General features: G+C 54.9%; 26 protein-coding genes and 3 pseudogenes. 22 read left to right on the forward strand and 7 right to left on the reverse strand.

What is annotated here, in order from left to right; genetic code table 11:
* Nucleotides 1-123 precede the first annotated feature (123 nt).
* Entirely contained in the window at nt 124-936 is an 813-nt protein-coding gene (locus MUK72_RS19910; RefSeq protein WP_244707306.1) for a DUF4823 domain-containing protein, read from the reverse strand.
* Nucleotides 937-1,414: 478 nt separating this feature from the next.
* Here MUK72_RS19910 and MUK72_RS19915 point away from each other — a divergent pair, with 478 nt between their 5' ends.
* A complete protein-coding gene (locus tag MUK72_RS19915; RefSeq protein WP_244707308.1) occupies nt 1,415-1,987 on the forward strand; it encodes a helix-turn-helix domain-containing protein in 573 nt (190 codons plus the stop codon).
* A complete protein-coding gene (locus tag MUK72_RS19920; RefSeq protein ID WP_244707311.1) occupies nt 1,987-2,529 on the forward strand; it encodes a PIN domain-containing protein in 543 nt (180 codons plus the stop codon). The genes MUK72_RS19915 and MUK72_RS19920 overlap by 1 nt, the downstream gene beginning before the upstream one ends.
* A gap of 280 nt (nt 2,530-2,809) precedes the next feature.
* Here MUK72_RS19920 and MUK72_RS19925 read toward each other — a convergent pair whose 3' ends face one another.
* Nucleotides 2,810-3,523, reverse strand: coding sequence for a DNA-directed RNA polymerase subunit epsilon (locus MUK72_RS19925; protein WP_244707313.1), 714 nt, complete (start codon nt 3,521-3,523; stop codon nt 2,810-2,812).
* A 285-nt stretch (nt 3,524-3,808) separates the two neighbouring features.
* Between MUK72_RS19925 and MUK72_RS19930 the strand changes: the two genes are divergently transcribed.
* From MUK72_RS19930 to MUK72_RS19950, 5 genes and pseudogenes are all read left to right on the forward strand, one after another.
* Complete coding sequence (locus tag MUK72_RS19930) at nt 3,809-4,039, forward strand: hypothetical protein (protein ID WP_244707315.1); 231 nt, start codon at nt 3,809-3,811, stop codon at nt 4,037-4,039.
* A 247-nt stretch (nt 4,040-4,286) separates the two neighbouring features.
* Nucleotides 4,287-5,307 (forward strand): annotated as a pseudogene (locus MUK72_RS19935) (DUF7983 family protein).
* A gap of 176 nt (nt 5,308-5,483) precedes the next feature.
* On the forward strand, nt 5,484-6,317 hold the full coding sequence (gene tbsP / locus MUK72_RS19940; protein ID WP_244707318.1) for a transcriptional regulator TbsP: 834 nt from the start codon (nt 5,484-5,486) through the stop codon (nt 6,315-6,317).
* Between the two features lie 1,132 nt (nt 6,318-7,449).
* Nucleotides 7,450-7,587 carry a hypothetical protein gene (locus tag MUK72_RS19945; RefSeq protein WP_244707320.1) on the forward strand — a complete coding sequence of 46 codons (138 nt, stop codon included), beginning with the start codon at nt 7,450-7,452 and terminating at the stop codon, nt 7,585-7,587.
* Nucleotides 7,588-7,775: 188 nt separating this feature from the next.
* Nucleotides 7,776-9,116: an IS4 family transposase gene (locus MUK72_RS19950; RefSeq protein WP_239640528.1), complete on the forward strand. Its 1,341-nt coding sequence runs from the start codon at nt 7,776-7,778 to the stop codon at nt 9,114-9,116.
* A 733-nt stretch (nt 9,117-9,849) separates the two neighbouring features.
* Here the strand turns inward: MUK72_RS19950 and MUK72_RS19955 are convergent.
* Nucleotides 9,850-11,463, reverse strand: a complete 1,614-nt coding sequence (locus tag MUK72_RS19955) for a long-chain-fatty-acid--CoA ligase (protein ID WP_244707322.1) — start codon at nt 11,461-11,463, stop codon at nt 9,850-9,852.
* A 447-nt stretch (nt 11,464-11,910) separates the two neighbouring features.
* On the opposite strand from MUK72_RS19955, the gene MUK72_RS19960 reads away from it, so the two are divergent.
* Together MUK72_RS19960 and MUK72_RS19965 are read left to right on the forward strand one after the other, a co-directional pair.
* Nucleotides 11,911-12,237 carry a hypothetical protein gene (locus MUK72_RS19960; protein ID WP_244707324.1) on the forward strand — a complete coding sequence of 109 codons (327 nt, stop codon included), beginning with the start codon at nt 11,911-11,913 and terminating at the stop codon, nt 12,235-12,237.
* A gap of 226 nt (nt 12,238-12,463) precedes the next feature.
* A pseudogene (locus MUK72_RS19965) lies at nt 12,464-12,736 on the forward strand (MBL fold metallo-hydrolase); the annotation flags it as partial.
* A gap of 14 nt (nt 12,737-12,750) precedes the next feature.
* On the opposite strand, the gene MUK72_RS19970 reads toward MUK72_RS19965, so the two are convergent.
* Nucleotides 12,751-14,049: an IS4 family transposase gene (locus MUK72_RS19970; RefSeq protein ID WP_244707326.1), complete on the reverse strand. Its 1,299-nt coding sequence runs from the start codon at nt 14,047-14,049 to the stop codon at nt 12,751-12,753.
* Nucleotides 14,050-14,129: 80 nt separating this feature from the next.
* Here MUK72_RS19970 and MUK72_RS19975 point away from each other — a divergent pair, with 80 nt between their 5' ends.
* The 5 genes from MUK72_RS19975 to MUK72_RS19995 all read left to right on the forward strand — a co-directional run bounded on the left by MUK72_RS19975 (nt 14,130) and on the right by MUK72_RS19995 (nt 17,023).
* On the forward strand, nt 14,130-15,107 hold the full coding sequence (locus tag MUK72_RS19975) for a lamin tail domain-containing protein (RefSeq protein ID WP_244707328.1): 978 nt from the start codon (nt 14,130-14,132) through the stop codon (nt 15,105-15,107).
* Entirely contained in the window at nt 15,107-15,391 is a 285-nt protein-coding gene (locus MUK72_RS19980; protein WP_244707329.1) for a DUF3006 domain-containing protein, read from the forward strand. Before MUK72_RS19975 ends, MUK72_RS19980 begins: the two co-directional genes overlap by 1 nt.
* A gap of 250 nt (nt 15,392-15,641) precedes the next feature.
* Nucleotides 15,642-16,280, forward strand: a complete 639-nt coding sequence (locus tag MUK72_RS19985) for a hypothetical protein (RefSeq protein WP_244707331.1) — start codon at nt 15,642-15,644, stop codon at nt 16,278-16,280.
* 298 nt (nt 16,281-16,578) lie between these two features.
* On the forward strand, nt 16,579-16,719 hold the full coding sequence (locus tag MUK72_RS19990) for a hypothetical protein (RefSeq protein WP_244707236.1): 141 nt from the start codon (nt 16,579-16,581) through the stop codon (nt 16,717-16,719).
* Nucleotides 16,703-17,023 (forward strand): hypothetical protein, encoded by a 321-nt coding sequence (locus tag MUK72_RS19995; protein ID WP_244707239.1) that lies wholly within the window; start codon nt 16,703-16,705, stop codon nt 17,021-17,023. The genes MUK72_RS19990 and MUK72_RS19995 overlap by 17 nt, the downstream gene beginning before the upstream one ends.
* 27 nt (nt 17,024-17,050) lie before the next feature.
* On the opposite strand, the gene MUK72_RS20000 is transcribed toward MUK72_RS19995, so the two are convergent.
* Nucleotides 17,051-18,322, reverse strand: a complete 1,272-nt coding sequence (locus MUK72_RS20000) for an orc1/cdc6 family replication initiation protein (RefSeq protein WP_244707241.1) — start codon at nt 18,320-18,322, stop codon at nt 17,051-17,053.
* A gap of 957 nt (nt 18,323-19,279) precedes the next feature.
* On the opposite strand from MUK72_RS20000, the gene MUK72_RS20005 reads away from it, so the two are divergent.
* On the forward strand, nt 19,280-20,617 hold the full coding sequence (locus MUK72_RS20005) for an ISH6 family transposase (RefSeq protein ID WP_425311083.1): 1,338 nt from the start codon (nt 19,280-19,282) through the stop codon (nt 20,615-20,617).
* 21 nt (nt 20,618-20,638) lie between these two features.
* Here MUK72_RS20005 and MUK72_RS20540 read toward each other — a convergent pair whose 3' ends face one another.
* Nucleotides 20,639-20,782 carry a DUF7563 family protein gene (locus MUK72_RS20540; protein ID WP_425311117.1) on the reverse strand — a complete coding sequence of 48 codons (144 nt, stop codon included), beginning with the start codon at nt 20,780-20,782 and terminating at the stop codon, nt 20,639-20,641.
* A 169-nt stretch (nt 20,783-20,951) separates the two neighbouring features.
* Here MUK72_RS20540 and MUK72_RS20010 point away from each other — a divergent pair, with 169 nt between their 5' ends.
* The 5 genes and pseudogenes from MUK72_RS20010 to MUK72_RS20030 all read left to right on the forward strand — a co-directional run bounded on the left by MUK72_RS20010 (nt 20,952) and on the right by MUK72_RS20030 (nt 23,720).
* Entirely contained in the window at nt 20,952-21,233 is a 282-nt protein-coding gene (locus MUK72_RS20010; RefSeq protein WP_244707243.1) for a PadR family transcriptional regulator, read from the forward strand.
* Between the two features lie 93 nt (nt 21,234-21,326).
* A complete protein-coding gene (locus MUK72_RS20015) occupies nt 21,327-21,752 on the forward strand; it encodes a TRAM domain-containing protein (protein WP_244707245.1) in 426 nt (141 codons plus the stop codon).
* 97 nt (nt 21,753-21,849) lie between these two features.
* Nucleotides 21,850-22,142: pseudogene (locus MUK72_RS20020) on the forward strand (non-histone chromosomal MC1 family protein); the annotation flags it as partial.
* Between the two features lie 69 nt (nt 22,143-22,211).
* Complete coding sequence (locus tag MUK72_RS20025) at nt 22,212-22,436, forward strand: glycine/sarcosine/betaine reductase component B subunit (protein ID WP_244707247.1); 225 nt, start codon at nt 22,212-22,214, stop codon at nt 22,434-22,436.
* Nucleotides 22,437-22,682: 246 nt separating this feature from the next.
* Complete coding sequence (locus MUK72_RS20030) at nt 22,683-23,720, forward strand: DUF7983 family protein (protein ID WP_244707249.1); 1,038 nt, start codon at nt 22,683-22,685, stop codon at nt 23,718-23,720.
* A 158-nt stretch (nt 23,721-23,878) separates the two neighbouring features.
* Here MUK72_RS20030 and MUK72_RS20035 read toward each other — a convergent pair whose 3' ends face one another.
* Entirely contained in the window at nt 23,879-25,048 is a 1,170-nt protein-coding gene (locus MUK72_RS20035) for an ISH3 family transposase (RefSeq protein ID WP_244706366.1), read from the reverse strand.
* 173 nt (nt 25,049-25,221) lie between these two features.
* On the opposite strand from MUK72_RS20035, the gene MUK72_RS20040 reads away from it, so the two are divergent.
* Both MUK72_RS20040 and tbsP (MUK72_RS20045) read left to right on the forward strand, forming a co-directional pair.
* On the forward strand, nt 25,222-25,560 hold the full coding sequence (locus MUK72_RS20040) for a DUF6788 family protein (protein WP_244707251.1): 339 nt from the start codon (nt 25,222-25,224) through the stop codon (nt 25,558-25,560).
* 225 nt (nt 25,561-25,785) lie between these two features.
* Complete coding sequence (gene tbsP / locus MUK72_RS20045) at nt 25,786-26,613, forward strand: transcriptional regulator TbsP (RefSeq protein WP_244707253.1); 828 nt, start codon at nt 25,786-25,788, stop codon at nt 26,611-26,613.
* The last annotated feature ends 131 nt before the right edge of the window (nt 26,614-26,744 follow it).

The following is a 26,744-nucleotide window of genomic DNA, read 5'->3' on the forward strand; positions in this document are numbered from 1 at the left end:
GGCTTATTTGTGTGAATCCACAAGTTGAGCATGAGGACGCGGATCAGGCCCGCTGGCTGGAACCCTCGGGACTGGTTCGGTTAGGGATGTGGGGTAGTGGCCTACGTCCTGTTGACGTCCGTTCTACAAATGTTCATCTTCTAAGAGATGTCTCCGCAGCAGTGGTGAGTTCAAGATCCCGATAGAGCTCTCCCATTGGGATGAAATATCATGTGTATTCCCATCTGGATGCCGCCCTCTGATCCAAGCCACTATACGAGTTTTTTGAATTTCGCCGTAATCTCCGTTCACACCGCTGATTCGATAGAACGGCAGCGGGGATCCCTTTGGTTCGCGCCAATTCTTATCGTACCAGCTCACTTCATCAGGAAGGTCTGAGACAGATAGCCCGTTGCGCATTGCATCCGTGACGTAGCCAGCCAGATAATCAGCAGCAGCAACCTCGGGGTAGGTCAGGTCGGCTTTCGGCATTCCGGTGATATGGACGCTCCCAAATGATGACTGGAAGGCTCCGTCGAAATATTTGGCTGCCTGGGAGCGAAGGTACTCTTGATGATTACCATACATGCTGATAGCTCCATCAGCGATGAGGATTGAGCTTCCATTGTAGCTGTCGTCAGGAGTGATGGTTTTCTTTGCGAGTGCGCAAACGGCAGCGGCCTTGTGATGGATTGATTCTCCCGAGTAGCCAGCAGCTACTCGCCAGGGGATTCCTCTCGATGCAAGTGATTCTATCAAATCCTCTATCCGCCGATTGCGCTCTTCTCGGGAGGTATTGGCTGCTATTGTCTTCGATTTACCTTTCCAGGGCGAGAGATCGCTCTCAACCAGGCTCTCTGCGAGATTTTCCCCACTTTCCCTTGGGCATCGAACAACGGCAAGTGCAAACGGATTATTTGAGCCGACGACGTCGCCTGATTCGTCGACTCCAATCACGTGCTGGGCTCTGGCGGTGTTCCCAGAAGATTGTTCGATGAGACGTACTTTCCGCATAGAGATCTCGATACCTCGTGGCTACATACAGCAGTCCGGGGATATGCTTGAATCTTCACCTTCTGGCTGGATTCTTCAGGATCGGGTTGTGATGACTCCGGTTTCAGCGCGACTCGTTTTGTACATTTCACTCATCATGTAGGATGGAGTACAGCGATAGTCGAACCATTGAGTGTAGGAGTACCTTTTGCTCGCCGCGTCGAGACTGTTTGGTGTTGCGGGAAAGACGAATCCGATAGCGTCAGATCGGGAAAGTACCTCTAATTCCTGATACGAGAGCGGTCTATCTGGAAATCCGTTGAGCATGATGGATTATGTCCTGATGGATTGATGGTTTCGGCTGTCAAGTATGTCTTTTGTTAGCAACTCTCCTACAAACGGAGACAAGAGTTAATACGCTATACATGGTACATGTATTGTGATGGCGGCATCGGACAACCAACTCGGAGCCACCCGAACTGATCCAGAGGAGACGTTCAACGACTTCCTCACCTACGCTGAGTTATTGAATACACCGCAACTGGCCCGACTCTATACCTATATCCTTCGTGAAGGGCCAGTCGAGATCGAGACGGTCAAAACGGACCTCGATATGCCGCATTCAACTACCTACAAGTATGTGGGACGTCTCGAAGAGATGAATCTGCTGACCCGGCATGAGGACGACACACCGACGAGGGTGACCGTCGAGCCGATTCACCTGTTGCTGGATACTGAGCAGGGAGAAGTAGCTGCCTCGCCAACGCTTATCGACGCCATCGGCCGACAGCTTGACACAGAGGATATCGAACTATTCGTCGACCGCCAGGGCATTGCCAAACTGGCTGCCGCGCTGCACTACACGCTGCGCATCATGGACGAAGACTTCACTCAGCGGACAGCAGCGAACAAGCTTGATGTACATCCCGTCGAGGGAATGACGGTGTTCACTGCCCTTCAGGACGTGATTGAGGAGGCCTCCGCCTATGACCCGTATCTCGACCAGCCTGCGTGATGAGCCGAGAGTCAGAGATTCCGGCCAAGAGTACGGCCATCATCGACAGCAGCGTCCTGTTCGCGATGGGCGGTCCGGACAACGAGAAATACATCGCGTTCGAGGAGTTCGTGACGAGCCGCGGTCTCAGGGTCAAGGTACCTGAGCAGGTTGCCGAGGAGCTCGGGGAGGGGCCGGAGGCGTATGCGTATCAACGTGAGCGATTGCAGGCGGCACAGAATGCGGGCTGGTTGCAATCCAGTCGAATCGACTTCTCGAAGCCGCGTGTTTCAGAGGTCGTAGACAAGACACGGAAGCGAATGGCGGCTCTTTCTGCGGATGACGTCACCGAAGACGAAATCGAGCGGACGGATACCGTGCTCGCAGGGCTAGCGTATCAGTACGCAACGGGTGGAGCGAGCCACGTTACGATTTTCGTGAGTGATACAATTGCTGAACAGGCGATCGGGGATGTGTTGGGTGCGGTTGACGTTAGCAACACAATATCAGTAATTGAGGGACGCGCGTTTCTCGAAGAACTGGTTACTGATTGGCTCGGGTGAGGGAGATAGCCATACTTCATATAGCTACGTCTAGCATGGTCGTATTCACCTACCAATGGAGGAATTCGTCTACGAGTGTGTCGATTGCGGACATCAGATAAATGGCGACGAAGGCGCAGCGTTGTCCTGTCCGAAGTGTCGCCAACTGATGAAACGAACAGAATCGTCGTGACTCAACGAGAAAGTCACAATAGAAGCCGACAACCCGGACGACCTCTCTCGTATCTACACCTTATCGCCAGAGCCACTTAAAGAGCAGCGGAGACTGTCGGCTCATCGATTAGGCCGAGGAGCCGATGGTCAACTCCGGCAGACTCGGATCGCGGTAGGGATTACGCCCGTAGACCGCCTCGTGGAGGTCTTGTTTATCGAGTTGGTCGATCAGCGTCCGCCGGAGGCGGTTGAGGTTCGTCACGTCGAGGTCGTGTTGCTCGCAGAGCGCGGTGAACTGGTCGTCGTCGGTGATCGAGTGGAACTGGTCGTAGAGGTCGGCGAGCCGTTCCGGTGGCTGTTCGGCGATCCATTCCTCGTCGTGGAGACCGAGATGGTGTTCACGCTCGCGATCGACGACGTGACGGATCACGACGAGTGCGACCTTCGGGATGGCGCGCTGGCTGCCGAAGGCGGTGAGATCGAGATCGACCATCGTACCGATGGCACGGTCGCGCTGCCACGGCGTCAGCCCGAGGCTGCCACAGAATGCGTGGGTGAGACGGAGCTTTTCGAGACGGTGAGCACGCTGACTGTAGCCTTCCATCGCGGGGTGGCGTTCCTCGTGGAGGCGGCGGATGTTGTCGCTGAGATCGCCGTCGGGAGAATCAGCGCGTCCGATACGAGTTGCGCTTGGGGTGACCAGTCCCCAGCGGCGAGTGGTTTCGTCGCGCTGGAGATCGGCACGCGAGACAGTACTATCACCGGGACGGCGACTCAACCGATCGATGTCCTCCCGATCGGATTGGGAAGTCGGGCGTGAGGCGGTTCCACCGTTGGACATGGTTCAGATGATACTGGCTGCTGGGAATTGAAAGATGCGTCTACGTCGAATGAGATCTCGAACAGAAGGGGCGAACCTCTCTCGTATCTACACCTTATCGCCAGAAGTACTTAAAGAACGACGCGGATAGCCATTGGAAGGCATCTGTCGCATTGATGCTGCTGGAGTTGGTGCCTCCATCTGACAGTCTGCTATCGATATGTTTCGACGTAGCGGCCCGAATATCGTGCAAGCGCTTTCCCCTGTCAGATACAGATTGATATAGAGGAGGCTGAAACAACGGGTATGGATGAAGAGCGGCGACTTCTGCCGTTCGCTGAAGATGCACTCGCGGTGATTACCGACGCGGCGGGTGGGACTGGTGAGGAACTTCCGAGAGAGAAGGTTATCGAAGTGATCACTGCCGACGAGCGTTTCGATGAGGCCGACGCTGCAGCAGCCCTTGAAATGCTTCAAAGTCGGGGATACGTCTATTACGTCGGGGAATACGTCCGAATCACACCGACTGACGATTGAGTACCCTACTATACCCGGTAGAAGTTTCTTGTGAAGTTTTACTTTCAGAGAGCTTTGAAAGCTTCTATAAGCATGTGAGTGGCATACGGGACCGAGGTCGGAATAGGTCCGGACCTCAAAAGAGTGTGTCACACGCTCTCTTTCACTTCATTTCCTATACATGATGGCGCGTTACAGAAGCTGGTTCTGCTCTCAGATTCGATGTTTGCCAACGGTTCTTTAGACATCGGCTCTCTGAGTGCGATGTATGGCGATTCCGTTCGGCGCGACGTGGGGCACGCTGATCGAGCGGTGTGAGGATCTGCCCGATGAGGCGACGTTGATCACGCCGCTGGCATCGAAGCGATTCCGAATCACCGACGTTCAGGACCAGCGAATCATCATCGAAGACGTCGATTCGGGTGATTCCCAGCCGCTGCAACGCGAGCAGTTCGAAGCACTCGCCGAACACACACACACGCGAGGCGGTTGATGGCTACGAGCTCGATCGCTTGCCGCCGAAGGCCGAGCCCTACGCGGCGGTGCTTGCACTCCACCCGCGCTATGTCCTTGACGAGCGTGAGAACACGCTGACCGAACTCGACGAGGCCGACGAGAGCGCCGTACTGGATGAGACACCGCACTTGTCGATGACTGCGAGTGCCGAAGACGAGCAGGACAGCGAGCGCGAAGTGCCCGAGATTGACGTGTATTCGGATATGTTGCTATTGATCGATGCGCTCGAACGCGAGGACATGAGTGCTCTCGAAAGCATCGAGACGCCCGTACTAGTCAACCTCTACACCTTGTTATCGGACGTCCAACGCAACGCCAACAACCTGCGCCAGGACGTGACTGATGTGCTCTTAGAGCGCGTCGGGCACGATCGGCCAGTGCACGGCCAGTACGGTTCGGTTCAGCGGACGACACGCCGGAATCGCTCGCTGAAAGATGACGAGGAAGTGCTTGATGCGTTCGCCGAAACTGGCATCGATCGCGACCAACTCGTTGGCGTCGACCGCTCAAAAGTTGAGGAAGCGCTGGATGTGGTCGCCGTGCCCGAATCGGCCGTCTATGATGTTTCCGAGAGCGAGTACGTACGCAAGGCCGAGGTGGATGAAGAACGCAAGGAGACGCGTTTGCAGGGGCTCAAAGACCGGCTGGCGGTGAGTGACGATCCCGAAGCGGATGTCCTCCGCCAGGAAGTCGAGCGGTTGGAACAGAAGATCGAGGAACTGACCGAGTTCTCACCAGCGAGTTCGTTTGAGACGCAATCAGAAAGCGACTGAGATGCGAGTATGGGATCTCAGGCTCGGCAATGGGTAAGCCTCATGAGTACTGATTCTGTCGTAGCGATTAATTTCTCGAAAACAGGCGCATGTGTGTTCCTGTCGCATTTATCCGCGTTGCTTGTCATTAATATGACCCAGAAAATGGATAAGGCTTCAATAACTACCATTATTCTATGACAAGCACATCGGAGCAGGTGGGACAATCGATTACTGAGAACTTACAGAAGGTTTTGGCCGAAGCGGATGAGTCGGTGATTGCGGTGGGTTTGGACGAAAATTCGACCCGTGAACTCGTTGAGATAGTTGCTGAGAGCGAAGAGCCACCGAACGTCCGCTTGCTTGCTGAAGAGAGCGTGTTGAAATGGGTGAGAGATGATTTCATGTTGGCGAGTAGAGCTGCGGAGTTGCGTGAAGCGGATGTCCTGGAACTGCGAGCTGCTACTGAGCGGCTGGACGATACGCTGTTGGTGACCGAGGAGATGGTCGTCTCGCTGCTCACGCCAAATAGCGAGCAGAGCGCTGCGCTGGCCACCGATGACGAGGAGTTCGCTGCGGCCGTGCGCGAGCGCTGGAATGGTCTCTGGGCGGATAGCGAGGCGTTCGATCTGCGGACGCCAGGGTACTCACGCGTAGCTGAAACGCTTGCTGAGGAGTTCGACTCGGCGATGGAATCGGAGTTTGAAACAGTGCTGGAAGCGGTCGAGAGCGCGGATACTGTGGAGGAATTAGATGAGGTAGGAGTGAGCCTACTCGTGGCGGCCAAACACGAGCAGTTGCTCTACGACATTTCTCACTGGGGAGAGGACGTGGGTGTCGCGAGCAAGGCGACGTTCTCACGCAAGAAGACTCAGTTCGAAGAACACGGCCTCTTGGAGACGGAGAAAGTACCGATCGATGTGGGTCGGCCACGATTGCGTTTGCTGCTGGCTGACGAGCGTCTCCGAGAAGCCGACACGGAAGAACTGGCGAGTGTCGCACACGAGATGCTCTCGGCGGCTCCAGCCTAATCGCCACCGAGTAGCTACTTTGATAGTCGCGAGCAGCGACCAAGCGTGTCGGCGTGACGCCGGGCAAAGTGGTGGCTGCTGGGGACACCTGATAACGAGTGAGTGATGGGATCGAACTGCTGTCGGCAACCTTCGTCGGTAGCACTCGGTGAGTTAATAGAATCTTCGACGAGAATCGGGTACTGAGCAAAAGGATGGAACAGGGTTTTCGGGGTATACACGCTTACTCCACTAAGCACGAGTTCATTGCTTAGCCTGATAGACAGTTCCTCATTCCACAGGGTGGGGTTCCTGTCGCTCTTCGATTTTGTGGCTCGTTTCGCCTTCGTGTTCAACGGCGGAATACAGAGCTTGCTCGTCGGTGAGTGCCGCACCGGAAGTCCATGCGCACTCTGTGCAACTGTACCACGTCATTGAGGCGTGTTTGACGTGGGTTCTGGTGTAGGAATCATCATACTACGAGGGGAGTGTTCTGTTGTTGGTCGGTATGTTCGTGTCGGATGTGTCTTTTGAGGGGACTGTAGCCTCTCTGACCGATTTCGAATGTTCGGTTGCAGAACGGGCAGGACTGAAAGACGGTCATCGGGTGGGAATGTACCGCTAAGTTGCGTGTACTGTTAGTCGTGACGGTGGTTGGTGATTCAGCCAGCCGTTACTGTTTTCGCTTGCCTCAACTGTGATACTCGACAGGTTAATATCACTCACATACCTTCGGCAATATGAAGAACCGACGTTGCTACAGCCTGCAAATAAGGGAATGTTTATCTAGCCAGATGGCTGCTTGAGTGTCGGTCTAGATGATGCAATGATTGAATGCGGGACAGTCAGAGATGGGCGTATGGGTATTGTGTCTCGTCTGAGGCAATTCAACCGTCAAATCAACGATTTACCGCCACTACCGTATGGCGTCCTGATGGCCTGCATCTGGATTGCGGTATGGGTGATGATGGGACTATTCTATGGAGAGAGCTTTGTTGGTGCTCTCGGTCGTGGTCTTGTGGGAGGAGTGGTTTTTGGAACAGTGACTGGATTGGGGCAGAGATAATGCCCTCTTATCGCTCCTCGTGGGTGCGGCGGGTACGTCGTTTCCTACCTGACCGATGAGGACATCGAGGCGCGTGAGACGGTTCGGGTGTATCGACCGACGGCTGACGCCGACGATGAACGTCTCGTCCGCTACTTGTTCTGTTCGTCGGACTGCCGTGCCACGTTCATCAACGCGGTCGAGAGTGGTGAGCGCCCGGAAACGCTCTACGACGGTTCCGATTAATCACGGACGCCCACACCACGCCCGATCTGATATTCGATGTCGACCACGCCGGCGACCGTCACCGAGAGCGGGCCGGACGTCGAGGCGGCTCTCGACGAGACCGATCTCGTATCCATCCGTTCTAGGCTAACTCCGAGATAGCCGAAGAACGCCAGCCGTTAGCGCTCTGAGAAGCCGGTGGAAAGGGAATGCAACTACCACCGGATTCGGTGATAGAGGAACGGTTGGTGAAGACGTTTCCGAACAACCGGCTGCGCGAGCTTGCTCGCGCAACCGGGCTAATCCAACGTGACGGCGGGAAACTGAAGGCTGACGCCCTGTTCTGGTCACTTGCTATCGGATTTCTCTCCGGCAACTACAGAACCCTCGAAGAGTTCCGTCAGGAGTACATCGAAACCTTTGGCGGATCACTCAGCTATTCGTCCTTCCACGAGTGGTTCATGCCTGCTCTCTGTGAATTCCTTCGAGAGGTCCTCAAGCGTGCTCTTGAGGACCTCGAACACGAGAATGACCGTCTTCAGGGCCGCTTCAAGCAGTTCCGCGAGGTCTTCATCGCGGATGCGACCGTCATCACGCTGTACCAGTCGCTGTTCGAGACGTTTCCCGGCTATGGCGACGACCACGCTGGAGCGAAGCTCCACGTGGTCGAAGCCATCAGTAGCGGTCTCCCGGCTGAATTCAGCATCACTGACGCGCGCACGCATGAATTCACGCAACTCTCTACTGGTCCTTGGGTGGAGAACGCGTTGCTGCTGTTCGACCAGGCCTACTTCGATTACCGGACAATGGATCTGATCGACGCCAACGGCGGCTGGTTCCTCACACGACTCAAACCCAACGCAAATCCGGAGATCACGGCTGAACTCAGGAAATGGCGTGGCGACGCCATTTCCCTCGAAGGCAAGCAGGTACAGGACATTCTTGACGATCTTCACCGCGACGTCATCGACGTCGACGGTGAAGTCGAGTTCAAGCGACGCATCTACAACGGTACGCGCAGCCGTGCCGTCGAAACGTTCCGTGTCGTCGGCGTCTGGAACGACGAGGAAGATCGATACCACCTCTACATCACGAATCTGCCCGCTGAGGACTATCGCGCGCCTGATATCGCGAAGCTTTATCAGGCGCGCTGGGAGGTGGAGCTTCTCTTTCGGGAGCTCAAGACCACGTACGGACTCGACGAGATCAACTCGGGAAAGCCAGAGGTTGTGGAGGCGTTGATCCTGATCGGGCTGCTTTCGCTCGTAGTGAGCCGCACGCTCCGAGAACTTTTCATCGAGATCATCGAAGCACAGCAGGACGAGGAGAGCGACGACGTGGAAGCGTCGTCGCTCCTGCCTCGAGAACGATGGGCACGAGCGTTCGGACGGCACAGTGACCGGATTCTCCGCCGAGTCGCCGAGCGACTCGGCTACGAACCGCCGAAGTTGGTCGAATCGCTGATGAACGATGCGCTAGATCCGAACATTCACCGCATCCCGTTGCTTGACGAGGTGCAGTACGAACCGTTCGACGCTGACCTCGCGTAATCCGGCGTGATCGGGCTGGATTCGTGGGACTCCTTAGCTACAGCACTCGCGTTTGTCGAGAATTTCGGAGCGCTCACGCCGGTGAGCGCTCCTCAACGGACTCTGATCCAGCGACCGATTGCATTCCCCGATTGGAAAAGCAGATTCCTGACCAATTCGTCTCGGTCACAACAGGATTAGCCTAGAACGGATGATCTCGTATCATGTCAGCCGGCGACCAGCCTCCTGCGGTTCGTCCGGCCGCTGCTGCCTTGTGTAACAATTCGACTAGCGAGAAGGCGAAAAAGTTACATAAGGTTCAGTGAGAGCACCCACCGTGGGGCGGCTCAGTCGTTGTCGGGTGTGTCGAGAGTACTTTGCTCGCCGCCAGATCGACGCACTCCGCGTTGCTTTGCCGTGTCTCGCTGCTCTCGACACGACCGCCGTCCGTGGCGACACGCATGTCGACTATCCCGAAGCGTCAAAATCCCCTACCCTTAGCTTTGCACGTTAGACAGGTGATATGAACCACCATACTGCAGCCGATTGGAACCGAAACTTGTCGATTGTCCCAGCGCAGTATCGGCCACGACTCGGCTGAATCACAGCAAACTCACGATCAAACACAACTCATGACCACGATCGTTCTCGATTGAGACGTCAGTAGAACGCTTCGGACGTCTATTCTCTTCTACAATATATTATTCATCTAATGGGAGGAGCTGGGTGACATCTTTGATGGTGGTGGCGGGTTTTATCCTTGGCCGATCATCTGATCGTCATCTTCCCACTCCTGTTCTCTAAGCTCATTCTTTTGCAGTTTTCCGGTCGCTGTTTCAGGAAGCTCTTCGACGAATTCGATGCGATGGATTGTTTTGTAGCTCGCCAACTGTTCGTTGGTGAATTTGGTGATCTCATCTGTGGTCATTTCAGGGTTGTTCGGGTCGCCACTCGCTGGGACGATGAACGCTTTCGGAGTCTCGCCCCACTTCTCGCTCGGTGATGCAATGACCGCTGCGTTAGCGACAGCAGGATGATCGAAGAGTGTATCCTCGAGTTCGATACTAGAGATATTCTCTCCGCCAGAGATGACGATGTCTTTTTTACGATCTTGAATCGAAATCATTCCATTCTCATCAACGACGGCAAGATCGCCCGTATGGTAGTACCCTTCAACACGATCGGTGAATGATTTCTCGGTTGCCTCTGGATTGTTCCAGTACTTGTCCATTACCTGATTGCCACGGACGACGATTTCACCAATTGTTCCATCATCGCGAGCGACATCATTCCCATCTTCATCAACCACGCGAACGTCGGTACCGAGAAAGCCGAGTCCTTGGCGCTTTTTAATGCTGAACCGGTCGTCGCTATCACCATCGAAAAACCGAGAGAAATCTGAGGTCGTAATCAATGGTCCGGTCTCGGTCGCACCGTAGACGTGTTTCAGATACCAGTCAAACTGTTCCTCGACGGTCTTGATGGTTGCTTCTGGCGGGGAACTTCCTGCTGTGGCGATGCGGACTTCGCGGCCAGCCGTTGTTTGTGGATCGTACTCGTCGTAATACTCGGTGAGCATGGTCAGCACTGTCGGTGCGCCACACATGTATGATACACCTTCATTGATGACTGCGTCAAAGATACCTTCAGCGTCAACTCCACGAGTACAGACGTGTTTCGCTCCCATACCCGTGATAGCATAGATGTGCCCCCACCCATTGACGTGGAACATCGGCAATGTCCAGAGATAAACATCGTCATCAGCGATGTTTTGATGAACTGAAATCAGATACGCGTGGAGCGTCTCTGTTCGGTGAGTTCGACAGACACCTTTCGGATCTCCCGTCGTACCCGAAGTGTAGTTAATCGTAATGATCTCATCCTCGCTCATTGCGGGGCGTTCATACTCCGGATCAGTTTCGTCAAGTAGTGAATCAAATTCTTCCCAGTCACCCTCAACGGTATCAGCGTCGTTCGTAATGAACGTGTGAGTGGGCACCGAATCTCGCACTGCCTCAACAGCCTCGGTATATGCGTAGTCGGCGTAAATCACGTCCACACCGGCATCGTTCAGGATGTATTCAAAATCGTCCGGAACGAGACGATAGTTGAGCGGTGTATGGATAGCACCGATTTGCATACTACCGTAGGCCGCTTCTAAGTGGTAGTGGGTATTCGGATCAAGCACAGCGACACGATCACCTTTCTCAACGCCACGATTCTGGAGAACAGCCGAGAAACGATCTGCACGGTCCCCGAGGTCTGCATATGTATAGCGTTCACCGGTGGTCGCGACGACTGCTTCTTTCTCACCATAGTATTTGCGTGCCCGATTCAGAAAATCAGGCGTCAGCAGTGGTTTCTCCATGATGTGGGTACTCAAAGACTGACCATGCAAAATGATTATCGATTGTGTATAGAAGACATGGACGAGCGCAGGAGTAGAGTGTATGCTCTCGCAGAGAAGATTAAACGCCGGGTGACGCATTGTGATGTCTGCGTTCGAGATTTTTATTTCTAATTTCACCATTGAGAATGGTGAAATGTGGGAGAAGTATGAGATTAGACGACAATTCGCTATTTCCACAGAAAGTCTGTGTATTTGGGGGATGGCTCAGCAATTCGAGCACCAAAGGAATTAAGACGACGAACTCTGATTTAGCTATAATAGACCTTGGTACGGGGCACGAGAACGAGATTTCAATCACCGCGTGGTGAACGCCGTTAGCGTCGACATTGCCCTCGTGAGCTAATCCACCGGTAGGATCGGTGAGTGAATAGGCACATTTTTAATTTAGGATGTCGAGGGCATGGTATGGCGGTACATGGCCCTCAGAATGGCGATGAGATTTCGCCCGAACTTCCAGATATCATCCCATTCGCTCTCCAACCGTTAACCCGGATGAGTTGTGAATTGGGGCTGCATATCGTTAAGGATACTGAGACCACAGTTCTGGGCAAGTGGGAACGGACAGCCACCTCGTGGATGCTGTCAGTGTTCCAAGTGACAGATAACACCGTCATCATACGTATCACAACGCCTGTTGGTAGAGAGAGATTTTATGGAACAACTTACTCGGATTTAGATGCAGCACTGCCAAGTCTTGCTGCAGCTCCATACTGGGAGCAACTTCCGAACTGAGTGTTAGGCTCCGCCTCTGCTATCGGTATCATCGTGACGCTCGCGTTCAGTTCGTGCGCCATGATCACGGAGGAAGGCATCGACGCGTTCGGGGAGGTCGGCTGACTATTGACCGTCAATGAACGATGAGCGACGAGTGTTCGCGATCGCTGTTGTCGATGACGAGCGAGGGTTCGTTGAAATCGTTTGAGTGGCGATAGGCCACGAACTCGTCGGCGACGGCGTCGGCGAGATCGTGCTCGACTACCTCAAGGAGCACAATATCGACCACATCGACTATCTCGTGACCTCTCATGCCGATGCTGACCACATCGGCGGCAACGCCGCCATTATCAGATACTACGAGACCGAGGCCAATGGGATCGGTGCGATCTACGATCCCGGGATCGCCTCGAGCTCCCAGACTTACCAAGACTACCTCGACGCGGTCGAGAAATACAACGTCACGCTGTATGAGACTCATGCTGGCGACGATATCCCGTTCGAGGGCGTCCAAACACCATCCGTGTTCGGTTAAGGTCTCATCTCTGTGTTGAAGGCGTGAGCCACTCGTTTGTTCAGGGTGAGGCGTGATCTCTCTGGTTGGCGTGCCTCACGACGCACCAGTTCAGGGAGATTCGGTGGTGGATGACCCAGAGCAACGCCGAGATCACCAAGCACTGGCTGGGCGACCGACCGGAAGGTCGTCGCCCAGCGTTCTTCTGGATACTCCACGTCAGGATCGAGCTCCTGAAACACTGCCAGCAAGGCTCTGCTGACCAGCAGTGTCAGCAGAGCCGCCACCACAAGTAACTCTGCAATCGCTTTATTGCCCGTTTCGAACTTCTCCAAGCCGTACCGCGACTTCAACTCGCGGAACAGCAACTCAACCTTCCACCGAAAACTGTACAGCGCCGCTACTTGCTCCGGCGTGAACTCATCCGGAAGGTTCGTCACGTAGAGGTGGTAGTCGTCGGTGTTCTCGTTGCGGACACCGACGACGCGGAACTCTCTGGTGGCAGCTGATCGGCTTTCACCGTACTGCCGTCGCTTGAACCCGAATTCGCCAGTTACGTCGATATGCTTCCGCTTGAGTTTCGAGAGATGATCTCGAAGGTGGCTCCCGGTCAAGGAAATGGCGCGCCCGCGCCATTTCCGCCGCTCGTCCACGATCAACGGATTCGCGTTCGTCTTTAACCGACTCACGAAGTAGCCGTCGTTCTCGTCGATCAACGCGAAGCGGCGGTAGCCGTAGAAGCCGAGATCGAACAAGAACAGCCGCCCACGCAGCCAGTTCCCGGTGCGGAACTGGCTGCTTTCGTGGGTTCGTTCGTCAGTGAGTTTGAACTGTGCAAGCGTCTGCTTTGTGACGTTGTAGACGAGGTGCAGTTTGGCACCAGATTGGTCGTCGTGAGTGGCTGGAAACGCAGTAAGGAGCCGATGCAACCGGAAGACGGTTGCATCGGCGATCATCGTATCGCGGAACTGGGTGAGTTGGGGCGCGATAGTGTGAGGAACCGCGACCTCCTCGAGCGCGTGCGCGAGGAGGTCGCTCAGGAGATCGCCAAGCTCTGGCGTAAATCGGTCGTAGAAGCTTGACCGAACCACGGTCTGGTTGGTGGCAGTCTGGTAGGCACGTTGAAACGCAGCGATAGAGCGGGTTTCGCCGTCCACGGCGAAGCCCAAGATGAGCGACCAGACGAGCATCGTAATGTCGATTTTCCGGTGGCGCTGGACGGCATCGCGCTCGCGCGCGATGCCTTCGACGAGCTCGGCGGGAAAGAGCGAAGTCAATCGGCGTCGTATGAGCGTTGGAGAGAGTTCGGGAATCACAACCTCTCTCTACGCGGTTCTTGAAGATAACCCTATCACGACAGCGCCGTCTGCGTGTTTTGCTCCTTAACCGAACACGAATGGTCCAAACACAGGTGTTGAACCCTCCGGAGAACTACATCGACAGCGAACAGCGCAACGAAAACAGCATCGTGGTACGACTCACGTTCGGCCAGACGAGCTTCATCCTGCCGGGAGATATCGAAGAGTCGGGTGAGAGCCATCTCGTGGATGAATACGACGCTCGGCTCAATTCGACGATATTGAAAGCCGCCCACCACGGGAGCGGTGGCAGTAGCACCAACTCGTTCCTTGATGCGGTCTCGCCGAAACTGGCGCTCATATCGAGCGCCTACGAATCACGGTACGACCATCCACGGCCCGAGACGCTTCGTCGACTTGCCGACCACGATATCGAGGCCTACTGGACCGCGACACACGGGAATATCGTTCTCACCAGCGATGGAGCGACGATCGACATCGCCACACAACGACAGGCTCCGACCGACCCAACTTCAGTTCGGGATGGCGACCCTGTTGAACCCGGTACGGATGGACCAGTCACCCATCGCGAGTCCATCAAGGTCGCGGGAGGCTCGTCGCCACCATCCTCAGGGACCGAGACGGACACCCCTGTACCCACGACGACGGCACCGACCTCATCTACGACCGGTACATCGGTAGCGACGGATGGTGGAACTGAAACTACCGCACCAGTCACTGGTGAGAGTCCGCTGGCCGTGAAGACGGTCCACGCCGACGCCGACGGCGACGATACCGACAACCTCGCCGACGAGTATATCGTGTTCACGAACACGGGATCGCATTCGCTGGATGTCTCCGGGTGGACGGTCAGCGATGCCAGCTCGCATACCTACACCATTCCATCGGACACCACTATCGAGGCCGGCGAGACGCTCACGCTCCACACTGGCGAGGGAACGGATGCCGGGAACGACCTGTACTGGGGGTCTGGCAGTGCGATCTGGAATAACGGCGGTGATACGATCACAGTTACAAACGCGCAGGACGAACAGGTCCTCACGGAGGAGTACTGATGGCGACCGAAGAGTACCGCGGAGTACTGGACCGCTTCGAGGACGATCTCGCAGTGGTACTGCTCGAACGCGATGGAGAGACGGCTGAGGACATCTCACTTCCCCGAGACCAATTACCAGAAGAGGGTCGCCATCAGGACGCGATCTTCAGGGTCGAGATAGAGGGCGAGGAGGTTCGCACGCTCTCATACCGTCCAGAAGAAACACGCAAGCAGGCCGAGCAGGCTCAGTCACGATTCGATCGCCTCTCACAGCGGCCGCCGGGAAGTGATGAGGAGAGCTGATTGGACAAGCCTGATTGACCAGAGGCGAGGGCTTCGTTAGGAAATCGGCCTCGGTAGCCTGGTAGTCGGGGTTCTGGAGGACGAGTGAATCTTTTCAATAGCCGAGGTTCTGAACCGGGGGTCAGGAAGGAGTACCTTTTGGACACTCTCGAATACAGTTTTCCCAGGCCGGTAGGACAACTATTATTTCAGCCCCTCACACACAACCGCATATGACTGATAGCCGGGGCACTCACGGACAGGAGCAGCGATGAGTTCCGCGGCAGGAGCGGATAATGGCTCCAGCACTACCCCCACCGAGTTCGTTCTTGAAGAGTTCGATACTAGCGTTCCTGAGGGCGCAGTTGAGGACCTCACCCGCACGATAGAGCAGATTGTGAGCGACCTTCGAGAGCGGATCGTCTCCGATGACCGTCTCGAAACCCTCCTTCGTGGACAGCCGGGACCCGATATTCTCCACGGGAGCGACATCACCGAACAAGGTGATCCCGAACCATTCACTCAGCGGCGGATCATTGAGCCGCTGTTCGAGGCGCTTGAATATCCTGATTTCACTACCGAAGCTAGCGGTCTCTCCGACCAGCAGCGCCAGAAAGCCGATTACCTGTTTTCGCTGCGCGAGTTCGACGCTATTGAGTCCGAACGCCTTCCCGTTGAGGCCGAACCGCTGAACAAGAAACTCGATCAGCAAAATCACGGCATCGGGCAGGTCGAAGGCTGGCTCGACTCATACAGTTTCGGAGCCGAGTTCGGTATCGCTACCGATGGGATGCGGTGGGTACTCATCAAGTACGACCGCGAACGTTACCAGTACGATACGCTCGCAGAGGTAAACCTCCAGCCGGTGGTCATCGCGGCGTTCGAAAATCTCACGGGCCGAAAGGAATAGTCTTCAGTATTGAACTGCCAGAAATCTCTATATTCTACATCGGAGAAAATATTATGAGAGGAGTATTTGTTAACATACGCTGCATATACCCATATCAAGAACTCGATTTGCGGCAAAACGAGGTTGATTACGGACGCATAGCGTTCGTCTCTGTAGTTATCAATCATCTCATCTATGATCGTGGATCGCTCGCTTAGGGAGGGCAACTCTTTAGCCTCCTTCTGGAGTGTATCAAGATAGCCATCTTCAGGTACGCTACGCTCTCGGAACGCTTGATACGAAGCGTATCCTTCCTGCAATGGAGAAACCCTCTCTGTCGAAGGTCGTCCACACTCTACTCGTGACCGACGAGCCGCTCGTCCAAAGCGATCTCGCCAACCAAGCAGGCGTCTCAGCACGATCGGTTCGCACGGCCGTGGTTCGTGGCAACCTCGGCTGACGATTCGGAAGCGGACGGGACATTCGTTCAGGACGTGCTCGATGATGTGGTCTACAACCTACTCGGTATCGAACGGTATGCCGATCCGGACGATCCAGTGGGCGGTGCGCTATTCGGCCCACTAGGAGAGCTGATATCGGCACTCCGTGAATCGTGGGAGTGGTTAGACCCGTGGCTGTCAGTGGTTCGGACGCTTCTCGATGCACCAGGCGGTCCACCATCGGGCCGAACGGTCGCGACGGTCGGCATTGAACCCGAGCAGGCAAGTCTCACAGCGGCAATGGATTTCGAGGAAGCCGGTTGACGTATCGTTGTAGGACAAGAGAGTGTGTCAATTAGGAGTGGTTGAAGGGTCTCCGGTGGAAGAGATCATCACATTATCTGCCTCCTCAATTGTCGAGAGAATGCTCTGGTAAATTCCAACGCGGTCGATAAGGTCGCTCATTCCGTTGACCACCAGCCGAATTTCGTGGTTGAGGATATGGTCTCGATATTGACCACCGGAGAGACCATCATTTCGTTGCGAAGATTCCACGATACTCAGTGCATACAATTCGGAGAGGAAATCACGAACGCGCCGATTTGTTCGGCAGCTCATACCGGCGATTTCACACAGTTCCTCGTAGCGTTGGAAGACGGTCTGTGTACGGGCGGGTGTTTCTCCTTCCGCTTCAATCGTCGTTAGCGCATAGAGAACCAGTTGTTGATGATCGGCGAGGTTTGCGATACCGTCCATCAGTTCTTCGCGTTCGAGTTCATCGCGAGCCTCCCGAACATGATTCTCAGTGATGCGATCGGCATTTTCTGCACGGGCAATATCACCCGCTCCGCGCAGTAGATCGAGTGCCTTTCGAGCGTCACCCGCGTCCTGTGCACCGAATGCCGCACACAGGGCTACAACTTCATTGTCGAATGCATCGTCATGGAACGCCACGTCAGCACGCTGTTTGAGGACAGCCTGCAATTCTGTTGCACCATACGGTGGGAACGAGATAGATTTTTCACAGAGCGACGAACGGACTTTTGCCGACAAATTCTCGCGGAAAGCGAGATCATTGCTGATTCCGATGATGCCTACCTTCGCTTCTGAGATGTTTCCGTTGCTCCGGGCACGTGGTATCTGATATAAGATACTGTCATCGTCTCCAATGTTATCCACCTCATCGAGCACTAACAAGATGGTCCCGCCGATTTCGTCGAAGGCATTCCAAAGGAAATCGTATACTTCGTACTGCGGATGTCCAGTTTTGCTAATATGGGATTCTGCTGGTCGTATGCGATTGACGAGATTTACCGCGACCTGATACGACGAGTTGAGACCCTCGCAGTTGAGCTGAATCACCGTGAGATCAACGGAAAACTGGTCAGCATCATTCGCGAGCTGCTCAAGCAGATACCTTGTCACGGCAGTCTTACCAACGCCAGTCTTACCGTACAGAAAAGTATTATTCGGCGTTTCTCCGTTGATGACTGGCTGCAATGCTGAGTGATACTGACTTATTTCACTATCCCGTCCCACGATCGTTTCGGGGGTGTAATTTTCCGAGAGACTGTCACGATACTTGTACAGCGAGTCGTCCGGTGTGAAGCTGATATCTCCCATGTGTAATGGTTCATTCCTTCGCGTTTCAGGTGAGTTGGAATGGCGTCGTTTCCAGTGCTTTTTCTAGGGCGATGTTTCCAGTGCTCTTACAGTGAGTGCCATTTCCAGTGCTTTAGTCATTTTCATAGTTGCACCAGCGTTTCCGATGCTTCTACAGAGAGTGGCGTTTCCAGTGCTTCATGTTAGAATACAGGTAAAAGTTCCAATAACCGTATTTTAGATCCTCTTGGCCGCAGATATTGAGGATATAGAAATAATGATCTGTCGATGAAGCAGGTAACACAGAGAGAGTGGCGTTTCCAGTGCTTCGGATGGAACAAGTGGAATCGGCTGTGGAAACCCTATCCATAGAACAAAAGATTAATAAGTTATAGTTGATTACTACTCCGCAGTAAGGTTCAACAGACGACATGACTCGAACTAAATTGCATAGTTCTAGATCGATACGCATGACGTTGAACAATAGAGACGAAAGCACCGGAAACACCACTCTCTCTGTTTCTGCTAGATAATCTGTTATTATCGCGAATCCCGCTGTCCTCTTCGGATTCAATAGAGTCGTGTTGGTCAGAACACTCACTCTTTAGTTGAGTACATAAAACAGAGCTGGCGAACCTGCCTATGAGGAGCGGACCGAAGACCCGTCCGAAGACGAGCGGAAGCTATCGAGTGCGAATTCACCCTACTGAGACGAAGTGGCCGAAAGCTTCCGTTCGGATATTTGGATCGAGATCGGACGAAAGTCGACGATATGTGACTGAACTGAAGGAGGAGAGTGATCTTGCTTCAAGATCCATTGCTCGACCGATGCCTGAGGTGGGTAGTCAGCGATCACCGCTGTGATTATTTGGTCGCGTCGGAAAATCGTTCAGAACCGTCTGGGCAGTCGCTGAAACGAAGTCGTAGCTGACTCCTCGAAGGAATGGGGACTGTTTGATGAACGTGAACGAGTCCCCGATTGAGGTTACGGTCACGATCCACTTCGTTCTGACTATTGACCCAACTGAACAGTACCCACTTGCCGCCTTCGCGGAGTTTCTGACCGAGCAGCGTCTCGAATCGACGCTGCTCGAAGCAATCATCGAGAGCCTCAACGACGTACTCGTTGAGGCGTACTGTGGCGAAAAACACGCACAGGGAAACGGAACCAACCGATTCCAACGCTCGACAACGAAGATTCGCACAGCGGTTACTACCGTCGGCGAGCACGAGTTCTCCCTTGGCTACGTCAAAGACACTGCGGCAACTGACGACGAGAACGCTCATTTCCGCCCCATCGAACAATTCGTCGATTTCAACGGAAAGAAGCGATATCAGCAGGATATCGCTGCGCGAACAGTCGATCTTGCGACGGCTCTCTCCTACCGTGACGCAGCCTCACATGCTGAGGACCTCGAAAGGACGCCCTCGAAGGACACCATCCGCGACCGCGTGACCGAGTGCGGCAGGAAACTCACAGAGTTCGTTTCCAGCCGCATTGCCGGGTCTGAAGCTGAAACCGTCATCCCTGACGGAACCAACTGCTACAGTCAGGACGAGGACCGTGAGTACCACGACGTACGAGTAACGCTCGCAGAAGACACCGAAACAGCGTCACGATCAGTGCTTGATGTCTCGGTGAACACTCCCTGGAGTGAGATTGCGGATACTCTGGATACTGCTGAGGCGATCACTGACGACGCGAAAGTCGTCAGTGACGCCGAAAAGAGCCTTGTTGGGGCCTTTCAAACAGACACACGCGATCATCAACTCGATTTGTCTCACGTTCCGCGCACACTTGGCTACAAGCTGTGGGACGACGGTGCGCTCTCATTGGAGGACCGTAACGAGATCATTTCGGAGGTCTCTGGAGAGTTGTTCCACCTGAAGAACTCCGTCGAGAAACATCGTCCGCAAGAGGAGTATTCGGCGATCCGCGAGCGGATCGCCCGAACGAAAGAGCGTATAGAGAAGACAGCATGGCAGTTAGAGCAACTCTCTTCGCTGAAAGCAGCATCGTACCTTCGTAGTGGACTGGATTCGATGGTGACGTTTGCTGAGGACGCGATAGACGGGTTCGAGGTGCCGTGGACCTCGAACCCTGTCGAACGAGCAATGGGTGAGGTAGCCAAGCGATGCAAGCGTGACTGGATGCAGTGGAGCGAAGAAGGGTTAGATACGCTGTTGCAGTTGTCTCTCACGAAATACGCCAATCCCGAATACTACCGCGAGTTCTTCGATGAGTTCCTCCAGCGGTCAACTCACGAAAAGATACGATGTAGCGTGTCGGTCACAACGAACGGAGGTGAACTCTGAACGGTTTTCCGACGCGACCGATTATTTTGCCTCACGTACGTCATTTCCTTCCCGAATCATGTCAGGACAGTTCGGGCAGACGCGCACGGTGTCCATCCCAGTCGGGGCGAATACACGAACGTCCTGCTTGGTGACGGACCCGCCACAATTCAGACAGTCAGGCATGATAGAGTCCGCCAATCTTCGGGAACTTCATTCTATCGCCACGTTCGAAGTTTGCGTTGTGTGAGAACATTCGAGACATCATCCTCGGACAAATTCGAAGACCGAGTCGAGGGCCCATTCGATAACTGAAACCAGTATGTTTTACTGATGGACAAACCACCGCTGGGACATGTATGATTTGACTGGCTTCCAGCGCGACCTGCTGTACGTGGCAGCTGGCAAAGACGAACCACATGGTCTCGGACTCAAGGATGAACTCGAAGAGTACTACGAGACGGAGGTCCACCACGGGCGGCTCTATCCGAATCTCGACACACTTGTCGACAAAGGACTCCTCGAAAAGGGTGAACTCGACAGCCGAACGAATTACTATCAGATAACTCAGCGGGGGCACCGTGAGATCAAGGCGCGTCGCGAGTGGGAAGACCAATACGTCTCGCCAGAAACGTGATTTCATGCGCAGTGTTATAGTGCCCCAAATACGCACTTTCGATAGATACTCATCGAGAATAAGAATGACCAGCGACGGATATGAGGCTATCTAATGGTCGAAATCCCTGACCGGCTCGCGTGTCTGTTTACGGGTTCGGTTATTGAGACGGACGATTCCTACACAATCGAGGTACCAGCAGACGAACTTGACACGGGAGTGATTACGCCCGGCGAAACGTATCGAGTCGTTATCCTTGAGAACGCCATGCCTGCCGAAACCGACGACCAACGGAATCTCTCGGAGAATCTAACGACGAAGTCTCCGGAGCCGCCCGTCTCACGAGGCGAGATGCGTGAGGTGACGATCAAAGCGCTTGGCGATCAAGGCGATGGGATAGCGAAAATCGAGCGCGGATACGTGCTGATCGTCCCAGGAGCACGTCCTGATGACCAAGTGACCGTTGAAATCATCGAAGTCCGCCAGAACGTCGCATTCGCAGAGGTTCGCCACCAGACCGGTATCTCGGAGAGCCAGTAGCCCTCTTCGCCCGGAAAGAGCTGTATTTGTCGAAAGAAACCGCCTGACGCAGGTACATTTATCACATTGCTCGTACTGTACTTACCTTAGAAAACTCATGACCAGCACATCAGACGACCCTCGGAATTTCACTCTACGCGAGGAGAGCGGTGAGGAAACGAGTGTTTTTACCGGACAGACGCCACGACAGGCGGCGCTCAAAGCCGCTCGGCGACTTGATCCAGCCGATAGCGAAGCCCAAGCAAGCCGGGAGAGATTTCGCCTGCGGGAAAAGGAACGAAGAAACTCCACATCTACGAGGGATGGGCATGGCGCGAACAAGCACCGGAGGACAAACCTGATTGGATGGCCGAGACGATAACCCAAGCGAACGTTTCGAAAGAGGGCATCGAGTATCTCGACGAACTGTAACCCAGCAGTCGGACACAGATTCATATGGGGGTAGTCGAAACAACGAGTATGGACCGAGAGCGGCGGATACCGCCGTTCGCCGAAGACACGCTCGCATTGATGACTGACGCCGCGGGTGGAACCGGCGAGCAGCTCCCACGAGAGGAGGCTATCGAACTGATCGCTGCCGACGAGCGGTTCGATAAAGTTGACGCTACAGCAGCTCTTGACCTTCTCCAAAAGCGCGGCTACATCTATTACGTGGGAGACGACGTGCGCATCACACCAGGCTGATCGAGCACTCTTCATCCCCGGAGAGTGTTTTTTGCGAAGTTTGGTCTCAGAGAGTTTGAAAAGCTACTATATGCATGCGGTTGGTATACAATACCGAGGTCAGGCCAGGTCCGGACCTCGAAAGAGTGTGTCACACGCTCTTTCTCCTTCAATTCTGGTGTGGATTAAACCATCACAGAAGCTGATTGTGCTGTCGATCCTGGTGTTGCCAATGGTTCTTTAGAGATCGACTCTCTGAACGAGTGTATGGCGATTCCGTTCGGCGCGACGTGGGGGACGCTGATCAAGCGGTGTGAGAAACTCCCTGCCGACGCGACGCTGATCACATCGTTGGCGTCGAAGCGATTCCGGATCACCGGTGTCCAGGATCAGCGGATCCTCATCGAGGACGTCGATTCTGGTGACTCCCAACCCCTTCAACGCGAGCAGTTCGAAGCACTCGCCGGGCACACTCGCGAGGCAATCGAGGGCTACGAACTCGACCGCTTGCCACCGAAAGCAGAGCCCTACGCAGCGGTGCTTGCACTCCACCCGCGCTACGTCCTCGACGAGCGTGAGAGCACGCTGACCGAACTTGAGGAGGCCGACGAGAGTGCCGTGCTGGACGATGCACCACACTTGTCGTTGAATACAGGAGCGGATGGTGAATCGGACAGCAAGCGCGAAGAACCCGAGATCGACGTTTATTCGGACATGCTGCTGTTGATCGACGTGTTCGAACGTGAGAACATGAGCGCTCTCGAAGGCGTCGAAACGCCCATCCTGGTGAATCTCTATACGCTGTTGTCGGATGTCCAGCGCAACGCTAACGACCTGCGACAGGATGTGACCGATGTGCTCTTAGAGCACGTCGGACACGACCGCCCAGTCCACGGCCAGTACGGCTTGGTCCAGCGAACGACGCGCCGAAACCGCTCGCTGAAAGACGACGAGACAGTGCTCGAAGCATTTGCGGAGACCGGCATCGATCGCGAGCAACTGCTTGGCGTCGACCGAAACAAGGTTGAGGAAGCACTGGATGTTGTCTCCGTATCCGAATCGGCCGTCTACGATGTTTCCGAGAGCGAGTACGTGCACAAGGCCGAGGTGGACGAAGAGCGTAAGGAAACGCGCTTGCAGGGACTCAAAGACCGGCTGGCGGTCACCGACGACCCCGAAGCGGATGTCCTTCGCCAGGAAGTCGATCGTTTGGAACAGGAAATCGAGGAACTCACCGAATTCTCGCCGGCCAGCACGTTCGGTGAACAGGCCGAGAGTCAGTACCTCACAAAGCACGCCAGTTGATTGCTTCTGAGGCGTGAATTTAGTGGAGAAGTCGGTATCGAGCAACTGCTGAGGGCGAGGTTCAACACCGAAAGCATCGAACCTGTCGCAGTCGGCGGCGGAACGCCGCCGACGCGACGGTGTTGCCACTCATCGAGCAGGCATTCCCGGTCGGTGGGTTAGCGCTCGAAACGGTCGTCCGGAGGCTTGTTTGCGGGGACGGCGCGACGTACAGCGAGTGCCGTCTCCGCTGCACGACGCACCATTCCGAGGAATTCATCGAATCGCCATGACCAGAGGCGTCGCGCGCCTCGGCGCGGCGACGCCACGTACTCCCAGTGGAGATACCGCCACGCATTCTGGAGGAGGAAGCTAATCAGCACGTACAGGAACCGCACCGCTGGATTCTGTGTCGTCGTGTTCGCTACACTTCGCTCAGACAGACGGTAGGACGATTCGATACCGAATCGACGGCTGTAGTGTTTCCTGGCTTGGCGTGGCGTCTCGATGAACGGCGCGTCGACGGCGTAGCCGTGACGCGCCACACCTTCCTCATCGTACTTCCCTTGCTGGTACGTACAGTCGATATAGACCGGGAAATCGACGGTCCACGTGTGACCGTCGATTTCGCCTTGGAGGTCGTGATCGATCACGCGACTCCAGCCTGTGCTCAATTCGTTCTGAATCTTCTCGCCCCACTTCACGATCGGCATGACGAAAGCGTAGTTGTGGGCAGCAAGCAGCGTCAAACAGTACGTATCGTAGAACTCGCGGTCGAGGTAGACGGCCTTGACTTCGAGGTCAAGGCCGTCGAGCACGCCGAGTAGTTCCGCGAGGATCGAGCTGGCGGTGTCGCCGTCGGTCAGACGGCGCACCGCCAGCGTATAGCGTTTGTTGCGTACGCGGGCGTAGAGCGTGGCATAGCCGTGGAACGTCGTCGTTCCGGCTTTAGCGAGTGAATTGTAGAGCTCATCTTTAGATTCGTACTCCTCGCCGTAGTACGGACGGAGATGGAGGTCGGCGACGACCTCCACCGGCCGATCCGGAAGCAGTTCGAGGATATCCTGCTGGATGAGTGTCTTGCCGACTCGTTCGAGCTCAGAGAGTTCGAACTTCGTCCGAAGGTGGTGGAGAATCGTATTGCCATGCGGTGAGTCCTCTGAAATCTCGCAGAGGTGGCTGACCGAGTCCTCGTCGGCTGTTGCGCCGACGAGGACGTCCCAGATGTCCTCGGAATCGATATCGGCGTTTTCGCCGAGTTCGATATCGATCTCCTCGTCGAGGGTGTTGACGAGAAAGTTAAGGACCTGGTCCTCTGTGAGTTCACTGGCTGCTTGGTTGGCCTCCATCAATCCACCAAGCAGCCCCTTCACATAACCAGCTTTGTGAGGTACTGAGAGTAACTGAAACTGGAATTGTGGGATGTCGTCTTTCGGTAGTGTATCCGCGCTTGTGAGCGGCAACTCAGCCTTGTGTAACAATCGGAAGTGCCATGCAGAACCAGCCATTACATAAGGCAATCATGGCAGACGAGGACCCGCCGGCACCGCCGGGATCGCTGCCGAAGTATCTTGCCGAGGGGCTCCCGAAACAGGACACCGAGACGCTGCTGGAGACTCGAGAGTATCTCGAGACACTGATCGAATGGTCCCAGCGCCCGGTCGAAGGGGCGGAACTTCCCGAGGATGCCCAACCGGTCGAAGGCGCATCTGAGGCACGAGGAACTGTCGTCGAGGAGATGGTGACCTGTGGCGACGAGACGTGCGCGTGCATGACTGATGGCGAGAAGCATGGGCCGTATCTCTATCGCTACTATCGAGAAGGCGGAACGCTCACCTCGGAGTATCTCGGGAAGCCGTAGGCGATCCTTCGCCTTGTGTAACCACTGATGGGTAGTGAGCCATCGTTATGTTACACAAGGTGAGTCGGTTACTTCAGGAACTTCCTCAATAACCGTCAAATGTTGTTCGGTAAGTCTGTCTTTCTCGGAAGCGGTCGCATGTGTGCCTCTATCATATTTATTCGGTTTGAGCTAGTGTAATATGATGCGAAAGGAAAATATGGCTCCAATGGCAATATAGTAAATATGACACTCAGTTCTGATCTGGTGGGACCATCAGCAGTCGAGAACCTGCGAACGGTTCTTGACGAGGAGAGTGGAGACGTCATCGCAGTACGCTTTGGTGAGGAACTGACGGCAGGACTCATCGAGATACTCGCCGAGAGTGAAGAACCACCGACCGTGCGCTTGCTTGTCGACGAGAGCGTTCTGCGATGGCTGCGAGATGATTTCGTATTGGCGAGCACAGCTATGGAGCTGGTTGAAGCAGGGACGCTGGATCTGCGCTCGAGCGAGCAGCGAGAAGGGACGGTGGTGATGACCGGCGAGACGGTCATTTCGCTTCTCCGATCGGATGGTGAACAGAGCGCCGCGTTGGCGACCGACCACGAGGAATTCGTCGCGGAAGTACGCGACCGCTGGAACGGTCGCTGGGAAGACGGTGAAACGTTCGACCTTCGAACACCGGCGTATTCCCGAGTGCTCGAAACGATCGCCGAAGAGTTCGACTCGACGATGGAGTCGGATTTCGAGATGGCCTTGGATCCACTTACGGAACAGGACGATGACGAGTTAGACGAGGTGGCAGTGGCGCTGCTTGTGGCGGCCAAACACGAACAGTTGCTCTACGACATCTCCCATTGGGGTGAGGACGTGGGTGTCGCGAGCAAGGCGACGTTCTCGCGCAAGAAGACCCAGCTCGAAGAACAGGGACTCCTGGAAACGGAGAAAGTGCCGATCGACGTGGGGCGGCCGCGGTTGCGTCTCTTGCTGGCTGACGAGCGTCTTCGAGAGGCAGATGCGGACGAACTGGCGAGTGTCGTACACGAGATGCTCTCGACGGCTCCAGCCTAAACAACGGCGCTAAGCGGTTATCTGTGGCTGACAAGAATGCAATATTGGTATCGCTACGATGCGTGTCTGATGTCTCTCGAAACAGGCGAGAAGCTCTGGATAGGGTAGCTGGGTTTAAGTACATCAATTCT

Source organism: Halococcus dombrowskii, assembly GCF_022870485.1.
GTDB classification, from domain to species: Archaea; Halobacteriota; Halobacteria; order Halobacteriales; family Halococcaceae; genus Halococcus; species Halococcus morrhuae.